Annotated in this window: 12 protein-coding genes and 1 tRNA gene; 3 read left to right on the forward strand and 10 right to left on the reverse strand. The window is 61.0% G+C overall.

Translation table 11 applies throughout. The annotated features are described in order from the left end of the window. Nucleotides 1–2: 2 nt before the first annotated feature. The 3 genes from K6M89_RS18195 to K6M89_RS18205 are packed head-to-tail and all read right to left on the reverse strand — an operon-like array spanning nucleotide 3 to nucleotide 3,905. A complete protein-coding gene (locus tag K6M89_RS18195; RefSeq protein WP_222140396.1) occupies nucleotides 3–1,013 on the reverse strand; it encodes a hydroxyacid dehydrogenase in 1,011 nt (336 codons plus the stop codon). Next, nucleotides 1,010–2,869 carry a DUF2264 domain-containing protein gene (locus tag K6M89_RS18200; protein ID WP_222140397.1) on the reverse strand — a complete coding sequence of 620 codons (1,860 nt, stop codon included), beginning with the start codon at nucleotides 2,867–2,869 and terminating at the stop codon, nucleotides 1,010–1,012. Before K6M89_RS18200 ends, K6M89_RS18195 begins: the two co-directional genes overlap by 4 nt. A gap of 4 nt (nucleotides 2,870–2,873) precedes the next feature. Beyond that, entirely contained in the window at nucleotides 2,874–3,905 is a 1,032-nt protein-coding gene (locus K6M89_RS18205) for a LacI family DNA-binding transcriptional regulator (protein ID WP_222140398.1), read from the reverse strand. Nucleotides 3,906–4,049: 144 nt separating this feature from the next. Here K6M89_RS18205 and K6M89_RS18210 point away from each other — a divergent pair, with 144 nt between their 5' ends. Continuing rightward, nucleotides 4,050–5,333, forward strand: a complete 1,284-nt coding sequence (locus K6M89_RS18210; RefSeq protein ID WP_222140399.1) for an ABC transporter substrate-binding protein — start codon at nucleotides 4,050–4,052, stop codon at nucleotides 5,331–5,333. A gap of 105 nt (nucleotides 5,334–5,438) precedes the next feature. Here K6M89_RS18210 and K6M89_RS18215 read toward each other — a convergent pair whose 3' ends face one another. From K6M89_RS18215 to K6M89_RS18235, 5 genes are read right to left on the reverse strand one after another with little or no spacing between them, the layout of a single operon-like run. Further along, nucleotides 5,439–6,410, reverse strand: coding sequence for a glycoside hydrolase family 26 protein (locus K6M89_RS18215; RefSeq protein ID WP_222140400.1), 972 nt, complete (start codon nucleotides 6,408–6,410; stop codon nucleotides 5,439–5,441). Nucleotides 6,411–6,413: 3 nt separating this feature from the next. Next, the gene (locus K6M89_RS18220) at nucleotides 6,414–6,935 is read right to left on the reverse strand and encodes a DUF995 domain-containing protein (protein WP_097581236.1); all 522 of its coding nucleotides are present in this window, start codon (nucleotides 6,933–6,935) and stop codon (nucleotides 6,414–6,416) included. A gap of 37 nt (nucleotides 6,936–6,972) precedes the next feature. Then, nucleotides 6,973–8,841, reverse strand: coding sequence for a glycosyltransferase family 2 protein (locus K6M89_RS18225; protein WP_222140401.1), 1,869 nt, complete (start codon nucleotides 8,839–8,841; stop codon nucleotides 6,973–6,975). Further along, nucleotides 8,838–9,821 (reverse strand): UDP-glucose 4-epimerase GalE, encoded by a 984-nt coding sequence (gene galE, locus K6M89_RS18230; RefSeq protein ID WP_222140402.1) that lies wholly within the window; start codon nucleotides 9,819–9,821, stop codon nucleotides 8,838–8,840. Before galE ends, K6M89_RS18225 begins: the two co-directional genes overlap by 4 nt. Nucleotide 9,822: 1 nt before the next feature. Then, nucleotides 9,823–10,845 carry a UDP-glucuronic acid decarboxylase family protein gene (locus K6M89_RS18235; RefSeq protein WP_222140403.1) on the reverse strand — a complete coding sequence of 341 codons (1,023 nt, stop codon included), beginning with the start codon at nucleotides 10,843–10,845 and terminating at the stop codon, nucleotides 9,823–9,825. Between the two features lie 387 nt (nucleotides 10,846–11,232). Between K6M89_RS18235 and K6M89_RS18240 the strand changes: the two genes are divergently transcribed. Further along, nucleotides 11,233–11,553, forward strand: a complete 321-nt coding sequence (locus K6M89_RS18240) for a hypothetical protein (RefSeq protein ID WP_222140404.1) — start codon at nucleotides 11,233–11,235, stop codon at nucleotides 11,551–11,553. A 103-nt stretch (nucleotides 11,554–11,656) separates the two neighbouring features. Here the strand turns inward: K6M89_RS18240 and K6M89_RS18245 are convergent, their stop codons facing one another. Further along, complete coding sequence (locus K6M89_RS18245) at nucleotides 11,657–12,439, reverse strand: helix-turn-helix transcriptional regulator (protein WP_064681652.1); 783 nt, start codon at nucleotides 12,437–12,439, stop codon at nucleotides 11,657–11,659. 521 nt (nucleotides 12,440–12,960) lie between these two features. Between K6M89_RS18245 and K6M89_RS18250 the strand changes: the two genes are divergently transcribed. Then, the gene (locus K6M89_RS18250) at nucleotides 12,961–16,368 is read left to right on the forward strand and encodes a DEAD/DEAH box helicase (RefSeq protein ID WP_222140405.1); all 3,408 of its coding nucleotides are present in this window, start codon (nucleotides 12,961–12,963) and stop codon (nucleotides 16,366–16,368) included. Nucleotides 16,369–16,431: 63 nt separating this feature from the next. Here the strand turns inward: K6M89_RS18250 and K6M89_RS18255 are convergent. Next, a tRNA-Met gene (locus K6M89_RS18255) sits at nucleotides 16,432–16,508 on the reverse strand. Nucleotides 16,509–16,556 lie beyond the last annotated feature (48 nt).

A 16,556-nucleotide genomic window follows, 5' to 3' on the forward strand; every position in this document is an offset into this window, starting at 1 on the left:
CGTCACGCGATGTTTTCGAGATCCTGCCGGCGGATCTGGTAGAGCAGCGGCCGGCCGGTGGTGAAACGCTCGATCTCATCCGCCGCCATCTCGCCGAGACGCGCCCGTTCCAGACCGATGGCGCCGGCAATGTGCGGGGTCAGGAAAACGTTCGGCAGATCGTAGAAGGCCGAACCCGCCTCCGGAATTTCCGGATCGGTCACATCGATGACTGCGTCGATGCGGCCGGTCTTCAGCTCCGAAAGCAGAGCGGTCTCATCGATGAGAATGCCGCGCGCGGTGTTGACGAGCGTTGCCCCGTCCTTCATCAGCGACAGTCTTCGCGCATCGATCATATGCTGCGTCGACGGCAGTGATGGCGCGTGCAGGGAAACGATATCCGCGCGGCGCATCAAATCGTCGAGCGCGACCTTTTCGGCTCCGAGGCCTGCCGCCTCGGCGGCATCGACCATCGGATCGAACAGCAGCAGCCTGTATTCGAAGGGTTTCAACAGCTCGATCACCCGCCTGCCGATGCGCGAGGCGCCGATGATGCCGAGGGTGCGGCCATAATTTCCGATCGCTTCGCGCTGCATCGGATAGGTCCGATCGCGGTTGCGGTCGGCAACGTAGAGATCGCGGAACCGGAAGGCGCGCTTGCCGGCGAAGAGGATCGCGGCGAGCGTGAATTCGGCGACCGGCACGGCATTGGCCTCGGCCGCGTGGCTGACCGCGATGCCGGATTCGAAGATGGCCTCGTCGATGATGCCCTTCACCGTGCCGGCCGCATGGACGATGAGGCGAAGCCGCGGCGCGGCAGCGGGAATCTCCGGCCCGACATAGGGTGCGCCCCAGCCGGTCACCAGGATTTCGGCTTCGGAAAGCAGGCGGCTGGCGCGTTCGTCCTCGAAATGCTGCAGCGGCTCGGAGTCTAGCAGGCGGCCGGTGGTATCGAGCCGGCGCAGAATCTCGTCGGGCAGGACATGCTCCGTGCGCGACGGCTCCATGGCAAGGACGATTGCCGGGCGGCTCATGGCATCTGACCCGGCGCTTCGATGGCGCTGACGGTCACACCCTTTTCCCGCACCAGCGCCTCCAGCGCCGCAATATCAGGCGCCTTCGGCGGCCGCGTCCAGGCGGACGCGACGGCGGCGGGATCGCCGAGCGCCAGCACCGCCGTTACCAGGATGGTCTCACCGGCCGGAATCTGGCCGCGCAGCTGCGGCACGATGGTCTTGGCGACGATCACATTGGTGTTGGGCTGGGCCTTCTGCGCGAGCCCGGCGCGATCGACCGACGATCCCAAGTCGAGAATACCGCTGAAATCGGCTTCTCCGATCGCATAGGCAGCACCATCCGACGCCGACAGCGTGTCCAGCTCGAAATCCCGGCGGGCGATGGCAAAGCCGCCTTCGGCGACCCTCAGCGGCCGGGCCGCCCTGATCCGGTGGAGGCGGATATGCCAGGGGGCCGCGGGCGCCAGCCAGCTTTCGACGCTGACATCGGGGAAAGGTGACCATTTCGCATAAAGCACATCGCCCGCGAGCCTGGCTTCCTCATTGGTTTCGCGCACGCGGTAATGCAGGCCGTCATCGCTGAAGGCCAGCATCGAATCGAAAGCGGCGAGCGCAAAGCCGCGCTCATCGGACTCGACGCTGAAGCCGTAACGGGTGGAATAGGCGAATTTCGCGTATTTTTCCGTGCCGAAACGCATCTGCAGGTTTTCCTGGCCGGAGGACAGCGCCACGACATCGCCGCCTGCCCGCATCATCATCATGCCGGGGTGGCGCTGCGGAACGACCTCGGGCGGCGCCTTCTCCGGCGCCTTTTCCTCGGAGGTCCAAAACGGATGATCCTCGGCGATCGCCAGCGGCAGAAAGGCCTTCAATGCCCAATAGGGCGAGCCGGCGGAATTGTAGCTCTCCGACATCAAGAGGTTCGGATAGCCGAAACCGATCGACAGCACGCCGTCGCGATCGGCGATCGGCTTGTCCCTCCACCAACGCAGATGCTGCAGGCAAAGGTGTTTGACCTCGCGCCAGGGCAGCGCCTCGACATCGGCGAAGGCGAGCGCCGACCAGAAGCCGGCACAGGCAAAGCGATAGGTCAGGCTGCGGCCGAAGGGGATGGTCGCCCCATCGGCGGCAAACCAGTGGCGGAAATCGCGGGCGAACAGGATCGCGCGTTCGCGGTAGCGCTTGGCGTAATCGTCGTCGACGAGCTTCGAATAGATCAGGCCATAAAAATGCATGGCGAAGGGAATGTAGTGGTCGATGCGGCGCACGTTGCCGTCGCGATACCAGCCGTCACCGATATAGAAGCCTTCGAGTTCCTCCAGATATTGCCGCGTCAGGCTGCGGTCGAAATCGGCGCCGAGACGGTCGAGGGCGATATCGACGAAAATCCGGAAAAATTTCCAGTTGTTGTCGGCATAGTCGAACTGTCTGGCATGTTTGAGATAGGCGATGACATTGCTGCGGGCGCGCGTATCGAGCGGCTCCCAGATTTTTTCCGGCACCAGCGCCAGGGCAAAACCGAGGGCGGCAAGTTCGACCATCCGCTGATCGCGGCCATTGACCGCTCCCCAATATTCGGGATGGGCGGGGTCGGTGCCGTTTGCGAGGCCTTCGGCAAAACGATGCCAGTGGGCGAAGTCTCCATTGCCGGCGCCAAGCGGCGCCAAACCCCAGAGCGGGCGGGCAAAACCCTCGAGATCGGCCGCCGCCCGGTCGAAATGGGCGGCGGCACCGCTTAGCCTGACGCGGGCATTGCCTTTCGAAAAACAGGCAAGCAGCGGATCGAAGAGATCAAGCAGGGCTCGGCTCATATCGGCGCGGGTTTCGAGCGGATTGCCGGCAAGCGGATTGGCGCTGGCGGGATCATAGGTCATCGGATCACTCACGGGTTTCGACGTTCACAACGGTCCCTCCCGCAACGGGAACGACAGCTTGGCAGATGTGGCGCGCCGGCGCCGTCCTGCTGTGGAAACGGGACAGCATCAGCGAAACGGCTTCGCGCCCGAGGGCGGCGCGGTCGACGCGCATGGTGGAGAGCTGCGGATTGGTCATCAGCGCACAAGGCAGATCATCGAAACCGACGATCGCGAAATCCTCCGGCACACGCAGGCCAGCTTCGATGACAGCCTCGAGCACGCCGACGGCGATGAAATCATTCATGCAGAAGGCGGCGGTAAAACCGGCATTCTCGGCGAGGATCGCCGCCGTGCGTTCATGGGCCTCGCGGCTGGCGCTGCCCTGCAGCGTCATGGCTACGAAACGGCCTTCGGCGCCGGGGACAGCGGCAATCGCCGCCTCGAAACCGCGGATACGCTCACGGATCGTCTGGCGATGAGAGCCGCTCAGATGCAGGATGCGGCGATGGCCGGCCTTCGTCAGCCGGCCAGTCGCCTGATAGGCGCCGAAGAAATTAGCCGGCGAAACCCCATCGAAGCGCATTCCGGGGTCGGTGCCATTGACGAGAACGGTCGGCACCATGGCGTCCTGCAGCCAGTCGCGCAGCATGTCGTTCGGATCGATGCCGACGAGAAAGAGACCTTCGGCGGCTGCGGCCTGCATGTAATCGCGCGCGGCGTCCGGCGTGATGCGTTCCTCCCGGACCATCCGGACTTCGAACGGCATGCCCGCTTCGGCCGCTCCGGCGCGCAGGCCCTCGACGATCGCCTCGTAGAAGACGCTGAGGCCGCCTGTGACGCCGTCGCTGGCGATCAGGGCCAGTCCGCCGGCAACGGCTTCAACAGTCGGCTTGACGGGATAACCGTGCTCGGCGGCCACCTTCAATATCTGACGACGGACGGTTTCGCTGATCCCCGGCTCGTTCGCGAGCACGCGAGACACAGTCGAGACCGAGACACCCGCCAATGTGGCTATATCGGCCTGACGCGGCCGTCTGATTTTTTCATCGCTCATGGGCAAACATTATGCAAATTACGCAAATTTGCAACATTAACGTTATTTCTTGCAATAAATATTTTTTTGCGTACTCTGCTTGCCGAATGCCCGACGACGCTCTGGAGGATCGGCCGCGGGCATATAGGGACAAGGGAGGATAGTATGCAGGTCAACCGCCGTTCATTCCTGATGGGCTCCGCCGGCGCCGCTGCCGGCCTGGCATTCGCGGGAGGCGCCATTCCGGCTTTTGCCGAAGACACATCGCTGCGCGCCATGTGGTGGGGGTCCAACGACCGCGCCAAACGCACGCTCGACGTCGCCAAACTCTACCAGTCGAAGACACCCGGCGTCACGATCGTCGGTGAATCGCTTTCCGGTGACGGCTACTGGACGAAGCTCGCCACCCAGATGGCGGGGCGCTCGATTGCCGACATCTTCCAACTCGAACCGGGGACGATCTCCGACTATTCCAAGCGCGGTGCCTGCATGCCGCTTGACGAGTTCGTCCCATCGGCATTGAAGGTCCAGTCCTTCGGCCCCGACATGCTGAAATTGACCACCATCGACGGCAAACTCTATGGCGTCGGCCTCGGCCTCAACTCCTTCTCGATGTTCTTCGACACGGTCGAATTCGAAAAGGCCGGCATTCCGCTGCCGACACCCGATCTCACCTGGGATGAATATGCCAAGCTCGCCGTCGAACTCGCCAAGTCGTCCGGCAAGAGCGGAGGCCCCTATGCGGCCCGCTACGCCTATGTGTTCGACGCCTGGCTGCGCCAACGCGGCAAGAGCCTCTTTGCGAGGGAAAGCGTCGGGCTCGGTTTCACGGCCGACGATGCGACGGAATGGTTCGACTACTGGGAGAAGCTGCGCAAAGCGGGGGGCACGGTGGCTGCCGACGTCCAGACGCTCGACCAGAACACCATCGACACCAATAGCCTCGGCCTCGGTAAATCGGTGATCGGCATGGCCTATTCCAACCAAATGATCGGCTATCAGCTGATCATCAAGAACAAGCTCGGCATCACCATGCTGCCGCGGGAAAAGAAAGGCGGGCCGTCGGGCCACTACTACCGCCCTGCGCTGATCTGGAGTGTCGGCGCCACGACGAAAAACGGCGAAGCGGCCGCGAAATTCATCGACTTCTTCGTCAACGACATCGAGGCCGGCAAGATTCTCGGCGTCGAGCGCGGCGTGCCGATGTCGCCGACCGTGCGTGAAGCCATCCTGCCGCAGCTGAACCCGACGGAACAGGAAACGGTCAAATACGTCAACATGCTCAAGGATCAGGTCGGCGAATATCCGCCGCCGGTGCCGATGGGTGCAACCCAATTCGACCAGCGCGTGCTGCGCCCGATCTGCGACGAACTCGCCTTCGAACGGGTGTCGCCCGCCGATGCGGCGACCCGGCTCGTCGAAGAGGGTAAGGCAACGCTCAAGGGATGATCGGCTGCCGGATATGAGAGGAGAGGCCCGCAGAACCCCGGCGGGCCTTTCTGTTTTCCTGATTGAAGCGCGTTGCGATCTTATGGATTTGCGCTTCAGATGCTTTCAGTTGGCTGCCAGGCTTTCGACCACGCGCCAGTCCGGCCGGCCAAGATTAAACGGCCAGGCGTGCACGTCGCGGTCATTGAAATAGACCACTTCCTGAAGGTTCGGGAAGGCGCTCTGCTTCAGCGTCGCGGTTTCGATCCAGGGTCTCATATAGGCGTCGCCGCCTTCGTAGCCGAGCTCTGCGACCCAGACCGGCTTTCCATAGCCGGCGACGAGATCATAGCCCTGCTTCAATGCTTCCGAAAAGGTCCGATGCTTGTTGTAGGCAAGTTCGTCATAGCGCTGGAGTCCGAAAACCGAGAGGCCGACAAGATCGACGTAGTCGTCGCCGGGATAATAGGCATCAAGGCCGGGTTCTCCCTTTGGCGACCACATGAGCTCGGTGCCGGGCGCCTCGTCGCGAACGATATCCATCATCCGTTTGTAGGCGGTGATATAGTCCTGCGGGTTCCAGCCGGACCACGAAAACCGGCCTGACTTGTCCTCCATCTCCTGGCCCCAACGGACGATCACAGGGCTCTTCAGCTGCGAGATCATCTGTGCGATTGCCCGCATGTTGACGTCGTAATCGCCCCGCAGCACCTTGCGGCGAAGCTCTTCGGAGGTCAGCCGCCAGTCGACGTCCCAGGACCACGGCTCTACCGTGATCAGCAGGTTGCGGCCTCTGGCCTGCGCATAGGCATCCGCAACGCGCAGCGTCTCCAGGTCAACATCTTCCCATGGCAGGAACAGGGCCTCGGTCGAGACATTGGTCTGAGCGCCGAAATCACCATGCGGGTCATAGGCGCCGAACTTGATGCCGTCGGCATGAACCACCGGGCGTTTATCGATGATCGTTCGTATGCTGGATGTCTGGTTGGGGGCGACGCCCGCATATTGCGTTTCGCTTCGGCCGGGCAAATCCGTGGCGCACCATAGCAGCAGCGCGATCGCGGCGGTCGAGAGGTGGTTTTTCATCAGCGTCTTCACGGCTCACCCTCCTTTTCGGGCAAGTTCCTGGTCCGACAGGAGCTGCTTCAGATCGCGTGCCTTGGCGCTGACGGTGTCCGCGGCAACAAGCTTGCGGAATTCATCGTCCTGGTGCACCGATGCATGCCGAAAGACGTACCAGTTGCCGTTCGGCTGGCGGCGCTGATAGATCGTGTTGCCGATCTTGCGGTGACCGAAACAAGTGCTGGCGCGCGCTGCACCCTCGGCATTCGTCCAGGTGGCACGCATGCAGAGCTGGCCGAGGTCGTCGACAACCCATTTGCCTTCGGCGAAGGACTGCTTGCCCTTGTCGTTCACCCAGGCGACAAAACGCCGGCCATCCTCGATGAAGCGGCCGCCACCGGTATCCCAGGTCCAGGTCCTGTCGCCGTAGATCCGGTAGAGCTCATAGGCGGTGAGCGGCGTCGGCTCATTCTTCTTTGCGGTCTCGGCGCCCTGCGCCGCCAATGGCAGGCACAGGCTGAGAGCAAGGGCCGCCCCATATAGTCTCGATCCGATACGCATTACATTCTCCTCCTCGACGCTGGCCGGTTTCCCCGGCTCAAACACCTTGTTCGTCGCGTCCCGGGCGTCCGAACCCATTCCACCTGATGCGGAACTTGACGATCCGGGTTTTGCCGCCGCCCAGACCGGCTCCGGCCACGGCAAATTGCGATTGGCTGAAACTGATGAGCGTCTGACCGTGCGAAAGGGCTTCGAGACTGCGCAGCCCATGGCCGCCGGCCTGCATGCCGCCGGTGACGCAGATTGCAAGCCCCGTCGCCGTCGCCAGCCACAGGCCGCGTGACTGCGGCAGCAGCGGCAGCCCGTTCTCGATTGCGTGGCGAAGGATAATCAGCACCGTCAGCAGCAGATAGATCATGAGATTCATCGCGGCGAAGATATAAAAGCCCTGGGCGGCGGCCGCGTCGTTGGCGAACACCATGGCGACGGCGCAAAGGCCGGCGAGGCCGATATAGGGCGCGACGATGCGCAGCGGCAAAGACTGCTGCTCCTGCCGGCCTTTCGGCGTGATGCGAAAGTCGACGAAAGAGCCGCAGAGATGGTCGCGAACAGCTGCGAGGCTGCCGGCGAGCGACCACGGCCAACGCAGGAAGATGAAGGCAAGCCCTTCCCAGCCGAACAGTTTCGCATCGTGCGGCCTGAAGGTTGCCGTTGCCCGCCAGAAGAAGGCAAACAGCGTCAGCACGATCGATATCGGCACGAAATGCAGCAGGAAATCCGGATAGGTTACGTTGACGAAGACATGGCCCGTCAGCAAAGCGGCAACCGGCAGCAGGAACATCACGGCCATGATGGCGGAGGAAAGCGGGTACCACAGCTGCGAAAACACGAACTGGAATTTCAGATGCCAGGGCAGATGGGTGACGTAGCGGCGGGAATATTGCAGCAGGATGGTGACGAGGCTGCGCGACCATTGAAATTCCTGGACGGCGAGATCGACGAAGTTCGCCGGACCGTCGCCGTGAGCAATCGCATCGACGGCATGGACACCGCGCCAGCCGCCGGCATTCATCATCAGCGTCGTCGAATGATCTTCGGCAAGTTCGGGGCCGAGGCCGCCGATCTCACGAAGGGCTGACGTGCGAACCGCATAGTGGGAGCCGATGCAAAGCGGCGCCCAGCCATTGTTGTAACCGGTCTGCAGCGAACCGTGCAGACTTGCCTCCGCATAGAGCCTTCCCCGCGCCGCCCAGCTTGCCGCCGCATTCGCATCGCAGATGCTGGGCGCGGAGACGTAGCCGATGCCGGGATCGGCAAAGGGGCGCAGGACTTCCCGCAGATAAGTCGCCGTCGGTACATGATCGGCGTCGAACTGGGCGACGAAATCGTAACACGCATAGCCGAAATGGTCGTAGAAATAGGCAAGATTGCCTTCCTTGCACCGGGTCCGGCGCGGCCAGGTCGTGCGGTGATACGCCGCCACGCCCTTTCGGGTGGAGATCAGCACGCCGTGCTCGGCGCACCAGCGTCTGGTTTCCTCCGAAGGATCCTCATCGGCCAGCCAGACGTCGAACTCGACGCCGATCTGATCGAGCATCGCCTGCAGCGTGGCGCGAACGACGGCAAAGGGCTCGGAGGGCGCCTTGGTGACGACCATCGCCACGCGCCCTTCCGGCAGCCGTGCACGCGAACTGATCGTCCTGGCATCGAGGAAGATCAGGATGAAATAGGCCGGGACAAGCGTGATCCAGGCCAGCACGGCGGTGATGAGCACGAATGCAGTCCAGGAAATGATATGGGTGGACTGGCACCACCAGATCCAGAAAAACCCAAGTGCGGCCAGCCAGCAGAGGATGCCGAAGCCATAGGCGACGCGTCTGCGGCCGGTGAAAACAGGATCGAATGCTTCGGCGGTGGCGGTATTCGCAGGCGCGAGACCATAGCCGATATGCGAAGCGTCGCTCATGCCGTCACCTCCAGCCCGAAGGTGGGACCGGCGGTGCGGATGATCGTATCGATATCCGAGAGTTCCGGCGCGAAGCCGAGTTCCGCCTTCGCCCTTGCCGTATTGGCAAAAAGGATCGGCGGATCGCCGGCGCGGCGGGCGCGGTACCGGACCGGCACTTCACGGCCGGTGGTGCGATGGATGGCTGCAAGAATCTCGCGCACCGAGGTGCCCCGGCCGGAACCGAGATTGACGCTGAGCGAGCCGCCGCCCGCCATCAGGTGATTGACGGCGGCCAGATGTGCCTGCGCGAGATCGCTGACATGGATATAGTCGCGAACGCAGGTTCCGTCCGCGGTCGAATAGTCGGTGCCGAAGATATCGAGCCGCTCCAGCCTGCCGGCGGCAGCGAGAAGGGCGCGAGGAATGAGATGGGTCTCGGGCTCGTGACGCTCGGCAAGCTCGCCATCCGGATCGGCGCCGGCGGCGTTGAAATAACGCAATGCGGCGAAGCGGATGCCATAGGCGGCGGCAAAATCCTCGAGCGCCATCTCGAAGATCAGCTTGGTGCGGCCGTAAGGATTGACCGGCTGCTGCGGGGTTTCCTCCCGTATCGGCAAGGAGGCGGGAACGCCATAGGTGGCGCAGCTGCTCGAAAAGACGATCCGGTCGATATCCTGATCGAGGCAGGCTTCGAGCAGCGTGAGGCTGCCGACGACGTTGTTGCGGTAATATTTTCTCGGCATCTCGACGGATTCGCCGACATAGGCGTTGGCGCCGCAATGGATAACGCAATCGGGCGAAAATTCGGCCATCGTCCGGCGCAGCGCGACCGCGTCGCCGAGTTCACCCCGGATGAGCGGGCCCCAGCGGACGCTGTCGGCATGTCCGGTCGACAGGTTGTCGTAGGTAACCGGGATCATGCCGGCGCGCGACAGCGCTTTGCAGATATGACTGCCTATGAAACCGGCACCGCCGGTGACGAGAATGTAGCGGGGCATCTCATACGACCTCCGCCTTCTCTGTCCGGGCAAGCAGGCCGTCGAAATATTCGACGGTGCGCGCCAGGCCGGCTTCGAGCTCGATGTGAGGTTGCCATCCCAGCTCGGTCATCGCCCGGGAAATATCCGGCCGCCGCTGGCGCGGATCGTCGACGACAGCAGGCAGGTGAACGATGCGGGAACGTGAATTCGTGAGGTCGCGGATGATTTCCGCCAGGCGCCGGACGGTGAATTCGCCGGGGTTGCCGAGATTGATCGGGCCATGGCGGGCGCTGCCGGCTGCCGAGAAACGCAGGAAACCTTCAACGAGATCGTCGACATAGCAGAAAGAGCGGGTCTGCTGGCCGTCGCCGTAGATCGTCAGGTCGGCGTTGCGCAGAGCCTGCACGATGAAATTGGAGACCACCCGGCCGTCATCCAGGCGCATACGCGGTCCATAGGTGTTGAAGATGCGGCCGACCTTGATGTCGACGCCATAGGTCCTGTGGTAGTCGAAGAACAGGGTTTCGGCGCTGCGCTTGCCTTCGTCGTAACAGGCGCGCGGCCCGATCGGGTTGACGTTGCCGCAATAGGTTTCGCGCTGCGGGCTCTGGTTCGGATCGCCATAAACCTCCGAGGTCGACGATTGAACGACGGTCGCGCCGGTCTTTCGCGCGCAGTCCAGGGCGTTGACGGCGCCGAGCACATTGGTGAGCAATGTGCCGACCGGATCCCGCTGATAATCGGGCGGAGAGGCGGGCGAGGCAAAATTGAAGATGAGCGACGCTTCGATATCGAAGGGCTGCCGGACATCGTGCTCGATGATGCGGAAACGGGGGTTCGACTGGAGGTGCTCGACATTCACACGGCGACCGGTCGAAAAATTATCGAGGCATATGACGCTGTGGCCGCGTAGCAGAAGCCTTTCGCAGAGATGCGAGCCAAGAAAACCGGCCCCGCCATTGACAAGAGCAGTGCCCAGATTCTTGAGCACCGGCACGCCTTCTACTTCAGAATAACCTTCGCCGGGAACGAAACTACGCATTACAAAACTCCTTCCCATGTTTTAGTCTTTTGATTTATTCAGGCGCTGCGTGCCTCCATTATCCGGTCTGATATTCATTTCCTTGAGTATCTCAACTCGAATAACTTTATAGTTATTCTTCGGATATATGGTTTACTATTCGAATGATAGGGTGATTGTTAGATAGGTCAACTTTAAAAACGTTCTCAACCCGAAATAACTACGCAATTGTTCTTTAAAGTAACAAATAATTAATCATTTTCTATCTTTTTTTCACGTAGAGCGGGTATCCCGACATCACTCAAGCTTCCGTCAATCAGGAACGGGTACAAAAGAATGAAGGGCTGGCCGCACGTAACTGCGCGACCGGTCTTGCATCCGGGAGCGCCATATGCGAGGGGATTGGCCATGTCGAAAAAACACGCTGCAGCGCAGCCGAAAGGCTGGCGTCTATTTCATTTTGCGATGTTTGCCTGGGGAACGACGCTTCTTGCGGTCGGACCGACGGCCTGTGCGGTCGTTAACGACGACATAGCCACCGTCGCGAAAAAGAATGTCGTCGTCGAGACGCCACGTGTCTCGAAGGCATACGCTTACCCGGAAAACCGCGCCGTGCGGCCGGCCGCGGCACCTGCCCGCGTCGTCGCCTATCACGGGTCCGCCCCGTATATCTGCTCTCCGAGCGGCTTCGGACAGAAGTCGCGCTGCTTTGCGCGTCCGTCGATCTGAAACAAATCCTTCGAATCGACATCAATGCAAGGATAAAATTATCCGGCAGTTCAAGTTGCTGCAGCGTCCGTTGCGCGCCTGAACAGACGCGGCGCGCTGCAGATCAGTTGCGCCAACGGCTCGACATCTCGTCATCACCGACCGGATGGTCGTTGAAGAAGCGGGATGCTGCCTCGGTGCGGTTTCGGACGTTCATCTTCTTGTAGATGTTGCGGACGTGAACCTTCACCGTGTTTTCGGAAAGATGCAGCTTGTCGGCGATGATCTTGTTCTGCGTCCCCTTGCAGATGAGATCCAGGATCTGAACCTCGCGGGTCGTCAAAGCGGAGATGCTGTCGCGTCTCAGCTTAAGCGCATTGTTGCGCGCGGCATCGACCGATTTCGTCTGATAGAGTGAAGGCTCCAGCTGGGGGCTCTTGTTGGCAAGACGGTTAAGAAGTGCCGAGGGAAAATGCTCCCCGCCCTTCATCAGCAGATCCACCGCGGCCATGAAGACATCAAGCCGAAGATTGAGCGGCAGGACGCCGTCGATGATCCTTGCCTCCACCAAACGGCTGACATAGGGTTCCAGCATGTCGATGGCCTCGACAACGAGTCCGATCGAGGTTTCCGGGTGATTTTCCCGTACCGCCTTCAACGCGTCCTGAAGCTCAGGCTGAGGTATATGGTAGAATAAAACGAGCTTTAGATCGCTGGTATCCTTTTCCAGCATCGGCTTGGTATTTGCTAAGCTCGGAACATCGCAGTTCGGGAATTTCTTTGCCAGCGCCTCTACCATGCATTCCGAAAACAGATCCGCCTTGGCAACTACAAGGATAGTATCTCCGGAAGGGCTAGACTTTCTTGCCTGGTCGGTATTCTCCATTCCTGAGCCTGTCATGAACATATACGCCTCCCCTAGCGTTACACTTTACTCAAACGTGAAGCGATGGCGGGTAGAAGATAGTATGAAATGCCGCCCCCTTGATGTCACCGCCCTCTTCTTTAGACATTTCTTAATTATGTTAATACGGATTGAGAAGGAAGGAAATGGCCCAAAGTGATTAGTTTTCGGGAGCGAAAAACGATACGTTACTACGCGTCGGTTGTATTTTTACTAGACCTGGTACTGTAAGGTTATATTTGCTTTCACTATAGATAATCGGACGAATGTAATATTCCAGTACAAATTGTCATATTTATATCGTCTTTGCCAGCGGGGCGGTGCTCGAACGCTCCGACCGCCCTCGATTGTGCCGCCAAGGCCAGCGCTGTTTCTTCAACGCCTCCGGCCCGCGTCTGCGTGGACGCGCCTTGCGCCCGCTCAACGCGTTCGGCCTGGCGCCCAATCACCATGCTCTTTGATTTTGAGCTGCAATCGTTGCTAAAAGAGGCGAGAGCCACTTAGCAACTCCTCAGTGAGACGTCATGCAGACCGATGGAGACAGGGCGGAACGGGAACGGCTTCTGGCCGTTCTCGATTTCTGGCACAAAATCGAGTTTTTCATACCTTACGATCTCTCCAGTCGCCTCCTCTCGGCCGAAGGACGGACCATTTTCTGGCTGCATGCAGAAACGCTGTTGCAGGATGGCGCGGCACTCAGCCGTCCTGTTATACCCGAGGAGAAGCAGATTACCGGCTTTACCTTGTTCCTCGGCGTTTTCAGCAAATCCGAAATTGCCGATATCCGCCGGCACTTCGACCGCGTTGCGGCCGATATTGCCGAGTACGAGGATGCAGAACGCGGCGATCTCGATGGCGATACTTGCTTTGCCAGCCTGCAGCTCACACCGCTGGGGCAGCCGATGTTCGAAACCTTTGCGGTTTCCACGCTTCCATGGGCTCTCGGCCGCGTGCAGAAATCCGGGCTCGCCTCGCTCAGCCATGAGGCGTTTGCCGACAGCAAACGGCAGCTGTCGGAATTGCTTCAAAACTTTCGGGCGCAACGACAGCTGACATCTTCAGCCTTCGAGGCCGGCTCCGATCAGCCGATCGATGCCGCCGAAATCCTGGCGCTGCATGAATTGCTCTGCGATTGGGCGAGCTTTGTCTCGCGCCAGGAAAGGCCCATCGCCGCGGTCGAAATACGCTACCGTGACAGGGCGGAGAGACCCGATCTCATCTCCCTACAGCCCCAACAAGAGGACCATGCCCCCAATGCCGACGACGAGGAAGACGAGAGTGCAGATGGCGAAGAAGACATTGGCATCCTGAATAGCTTCTTCATCGAGGACATCGAACGGGCGATGATCTGCGTCAAGCAGGGCAATGTCCCAGAGCCGCTCAGGCGATATCTCACGCCGCTGGCCGATGAAAAGCGGGTCGACCTCTATTCGCAAGATGGGCGCGGCGCCATCGTTCGGGCCCTGCATCCCGCCAATCTCAACCGCGGACGCTGGCCGAGCGAACCTCACCTCGCCATGAGCCTCATGCAGCAGTTCGCGATCAATTCGGCGATCGGCGACCGCTCGGAAACCGGACTATTCTCGGTCAACGGTCCGCCCGGCACCGGAAAGACGACCCTGCTGCGCGACATGTTCGCGGATAATATCGTTCGGCGGGCCCGGATCCTGGGCGGCCTCGAGACGGCACGCGATGCCTTTGACGGCGCGCCGCGCCGCGTCACTTTTGCCGATCGCAGCACGGCCTCGATATCGGCGCTGATCCCGGCGCTCGCCGGATTCGAAATGATCGTCGCGTCCTCCAACAATGCCGCCGTCGAGAATATCTCGCGCGACCTTCCCAAGCAGAGCTCGATTTCGAAGACGTCTTCCTTCCGCTACCTGCAGACGGTCGCTCATAAAATCGCCTGCCAGAAGGACAATGGGGGCGTGATCAAACTCTCCGACGGCGATCGCCCGTGGGGATTGATCGCCTGTGTGCTCGGCAATTCCAGGAACCGGCGAGCGTTCAAGGAACGTTTCGCCTTCATGGAAATCACCGACAGGCCGAAGCCCGGCTGGTCGGGCGCCCAGAAGCCGCAGACCATCTGGGAATGGCTGAAGAGCTATGATGGACCGACCTTCGCCGAAGCATCGGCCGCCTTTCATGCCGCCGACGACGTGGTTCGCGACAAGATCGGCCAATATGCGCGCTATGCCGACCTCCGTCATGAAATCGCGCATGTTACGCAGGATGCATTCTGCCGCGAAACGCTTGAAAAGCTGGCCACCGCCGCTGACGCCCTTCGCCATGCGCAGAACCGGTGCGACGAGATCGCGGCCGAAATGGTCCGGATCAAGGACGGTTTGTCTTCTTTGAAGGAGGAGGAACAACTGCTCGACCGCAGCGCTCCGGCGCGATGGAAGAGAGTGCTCGCGACCAACCCCGCCCGGCAGCATCGGCAAGACGTCGTCGCCAATGCGCGCAAGCAATTGGAGCTGCGCAAGGCGCTGGCAGAATGCGAAGATCGGCTTGCGAAGACGGATAAACCCGCGCTGGAACGCGCTTTACGGGCGCATGACCACGCCGAACGGGCGCTGCGGTCACGGCGGAAAATCTGGTTTGCGAAGACAGGAGAACTCGAGCGGCTGGGAGAAATTCTCGATCATCCCGCCGCACCGGAGCGCCTTGCCGACCTGGACAGCGATCAGGTGCAGATTGACGGCTTCTGGCATCAGGACGAACTGGCGGCCCTGCGTTCGGCATTGTTCGAAGCAGCGTTGACGCTGCATGAAGCGTGGCTGGCTGAGGTCGGCCGGAAGGGCGGCGGTTTCGGCGGAAATATCGTTGCCATCAGCAAGCTGCTGTCCAACAACAATCCCGTCGATGACAAACATATTGCATCGATCTGGCAAAGCCTCTTCATGGTCGTTCCCATCGTCTCGACGACATTCGCCTCCTTCGCCCGGCAGTTCCGCGGTCTCGAAGCCGGCTCGATCGGCTGGGTCTTCATCGATGAAGCCGGCCAGGCCGTGCCGCAGGCGGCAGTCGGGGCTTTGTTGCGGGCGCGCCGCGTCATGGTGATCGGCGATCCCCAGCAGATCGAACCGGTCTTTACCCTTCCGAGCGCACTGATTGGCGCCGCTTCGGCTCTCTCACCGCACACGGCGCAATGCCAATATTCGCCGAACAGGGTGTCGGTGCAGATGCTGGCCGATGCCGCCAATCGCTACGGAACAACGCTTCAAGACGAGGAAGCAGACGGGCTCTGGATCGGCAGCCCTCTCAGGGTGCATCGACGCTGCACCGATCCGATGTTCAGCCTCGCCAACCAGATCGCTTACCAGAACAAGATGATTTTCGGGCTGGCAGATCGTCGGCCGGCCGGCGACGCGCCGCCCTTTTATGGCGATAGCGCCTGGATCGACGTCAAGGGCAAGGTTTCGGGCAAGCAGGCCGTTGCGGAGCAGACGGACTTCATCGTCGATCTCCTCGCCGCGACCTACCGCCGGTCCGGTGCATTGCCGGACCTCTACATCATCTCGCCGTTCAAGGAGGTGAAGAACAGTCTGAGACGGGCTTTGACCCATGCGCGATGGACCGACCAGGACGGATATGCGGGCGCACCACCGAAACTGCAGAAGTGGCTTCAGGAACGGATAGGCACTGTGCATACGTTCCAGGGCAAGGAAGAGGATATCGTTTTCATGGTGCTCGGCGCCGACGCCGATCATCGCGGAGCGGCCGGCTGGGCCGCCTCCAAGCCAAACCTCTTGAACGTCGCGCTGACACGCGCCAAGCGCCGCTTCTACATTGTCGGCGACCGCGTGCTCTGGCAAACGCTGCCATATTTCAGGGAGGCGGCGAACGCTCTGGAGACGGTCCAGGCGACGGAATTCCTGGCACGGAATGAGTTGGGCGTGAGGGACCGGAACCCGGTCCTCTGGGAGTGAGTGCTCGCTCAGATGTGTTTGGAATCAAAAAAGCCCGCCGGATTGGCGGGCTTTTTGTAAATTTGGTTGCGGGGGCAGGATTTGAACCTGCGGCCTTCAGGTTATGAGCCTGACGAGCTACCGGGCTGCTCCACCCCGCGTGATATAGTAACACGAAAGGCCGCTTGATGGGCGGCCTTTTGACGGCG

The sequence above is a fragment of the Rhizobium croatiense genome, assembly GCF_019793465.1.
Classification (GTDB): Bacteria; Pseudomonadota; Alphaproteobacteria; order Rhizobiales; family Rhizobiaceae; genus Rhizobium; species Rhizobium croatiense.

What these genes read in the sequence shown, in the direction of transcription:
- K6M89_RS18195 (WP_222140396.1), bottom strand. Translation starts at nt 1,013, where the DNA reads ATGAGCCGCCCGGCAATCGTCCTTGCCATGGAGCCGTCGCGCACGGAG.
- K6M89_RS18245 (WP_064681652.1), bottom strand. Translation starts at nt 12,439, where the DNA reads ATGTTCATGACAGGCTCAGGAATGGAGAATACCGACCAGGCAAGAAAG.
- K6M89_RS18250 (WP_222140405.1), top strand. Translation starts at nt 12,961, where the DNA reads ATGCAGACCGATGGAGACAGGGCGGAACGGGAACGGCTTCTGGCCGTT.
- K6M89_RS18200 (WP_222140397.1), bottom strand. Translation starts at nt 2,869, where the DNA reads ATGACCTATGATCCCGCCAGCGCCAATCCGCTTGCCGGCAATCCGCTC.
- galE (WP_222140402.1), bottom strand. Translation starts at nt 9,821, where the DNA reads ATGCCCCGCTACATTCTCGTCACCGGCGGTGCCGGTTTCATAGGCAGT.
- K6M89_RS18235 (WP_222140403.1), bottom strand. Translation starts at nt 10,845, where the DNA reads ATGCGTAGTTTCGTTCCCGGCGAAGGTTATTCTGAAGTAGAAGGCGTG.
- K6M89_RS18225 (WP_222140401.1), bottom strand. Translation starts at nt 8,841, where the DNA reads ATGAGCGACGCTTCGCATATCGGCTATGGTCTCGCGCCTGCGAATACC.
- K6M89_RS18240 (WP_222140404.1), top strand. Translation starts at nt 11,233, where the DNA reads ATGTCGAAAAAACACGCTGCAGCGCAGCCGAAAGGCTGGCGTCTATTT.
- K6M89_RS18205 (WP_222140398.1), bottom strand. Translation starts at nt 3,905, where the DNA reads ATGAGCGATGAAAAAATCAGACGGCCGCGTCAGGCCGATATAGCCACA.
- K6M89_RS18210 (WP_222140399.1), top strand. Translation starts at nt 4,050, where the DNA reads ATGCAGGTCAACCGCCGTTCATTCCTGATGGGCTCCGCCGGCGCCGCT.
- K6M89_RS18220 (WP_097581236.1), bottom strand. Translation starts at nt 6,935, where the DNA reads ATGCGTATCGGATCGAGACTATATGGGGCGGCCCTTGCTCTCAGCCTG.